Source organism: Oleiphilus sp. HI0123 (assembly GCF_001635315.1).
The window spans coordinates 1-1,503 of the sequence record NZ_LWGE01001807.1 but is presented as its reverse complement, the minus strand read 5'-3'; the positions used below and the strand labels follow the sequence as shown (position 1 = coordinate 1,503).

Genomic DNA, 1,503 nt, shown 5'->3' with positions numbered 1-1,503 from the left:
AGCACAAGCACCTGTTTCATTAGCAATTTCGACCATTCGCTTGGCAATTAAAGGACGAGCAATAGACGTACCTAACAGGTACTCGCCTTCATAAATAGTATTTGCTCTGAACATCGGGAAAACATAGTCACGAACAAATTCTTCGCGCACGTCTTCAATATAGATTTCTTTAACACCCAATGCTTCTGCTTTGGAACGTGCAGGTTCAACTTCTTCACCTTGACCAAGGTCAGCTGTGTAGGTAACAACTTCACAGTTGTATGTTTCCTGTAACCATTTAACGATTACAGAGGTGTCTAGACCACCAGAATAAGCCAAGACAACTTTGTTAATTTCTGACATAGAAAGGCTCCAACTATCGAAGATGCAGACAAAACAAGCTGTCACTCTTCAGCCACAAACAGCTAAACGAGTGAAATCCTGTTCCGCTTAATAATATTCATTACGAAAAGGCGGCTATTCTACTTGCTGTTGGGCCACAAATACAAATATTGCCGAGATATTTACTGTATTACGCTTAATCTAGATCGCGAACCAGCCGAACGGTGCTACGTCTATTCAGTTTCTTATTCTTTTTGGTGTTATTTTTAGCCACCGGATAACGCTCACCATGGTAACGTGTACGGATAATATCGGCTTCCAGACCATTATTGATTAAGTAATCCCTAACGGCTTGCGCGCGTGCTTTAGATAAGCGCCGGTTATAAATTCTACGGCCAGTACTGTCTGTGTGACCATCAACATAAATAGCTGTCACACTCGAGTCATTTAAGACATAGAGAACCACCAAATCCAGTGACTTTATATCACGCTCGGTTAGATCTGACTTATCAGATTCAAAATGCACACGCGTTTTCTCGACCTGCCTAAAATTAACCGGCAACAAACCTGCTATACAATCAAGATAGCCATTATAGATTGACTTGAAATTAACACTATTAATTCTAACCCTGATTGAATCATCGCTGTACCAAGCTTTCCGGGTAAAAGTTGGCGTCATGCCTTCTAATAGGCCCTGCATCATATTAGTCGCTTTAGCTCTAGGCACACTTAAAGGCTGATCACTATCTACAACGTCGACATAACCCAGATCCTGAATTACCTTGCCCGGCTTCCAAGATGAAGCCTCAACCACTAACGCCGCTTTACCCGGTTTCATAGGGTTATTATTAGTCATCGTATAGAAGCGCAGGTTCTCTCCTGCTTCATGATAGAAGACACCCTTACCATAATAAGGAATATCATGAACCAGACTGCATTCGAATATAGAGGAAGACAGGTACCACTGACTCTGATCCAGCTCTGCGCTATAGGTTTTGGCATGGGCAAGGCTTGATAAGCAAGCTATCACGACTCCTAACATTAAGCCTCTTACAAAAGTACTACCGCGCTTCAAATCGGACACCTCACAAATTCTCTTACCATAATAAATCGGATCAGCTCTTTTTGTAGCAAGCCCCTAATAAGGTATTTTCCAAGTCACATAAAAACTGAAAACAAAAC

The 1,503-nt window shown here is 41.8% G+C and carries 2 protein-coding genes; both read right to left on the bottom strand.

Going from position 1 to position 1,503, the window contains the following annotated elements:
* A partial coding sequence (locus A3761_RS24310) for an argininosuccinate synthase domain-containing protein (RefSeq protein ID WP_197473237.1) occupies positions 1–342 on the bottom strand: 342 nt, incomplete at its 3' end.
* Between the two features lie 175 nt (positions 343–517).
* On the bottom strand, positions 518–1,396 hold the full coding sequence (locus A3761_RS24305) for an OmpA family protein (protein ID WP_231875515.1): 879 nt from the start codon (positions 1,394–1,396) through the stop codon (positions 518–520).
* Between the last annotated feature and the right edge of the window lie 107 nt (positions 1,397–1,503).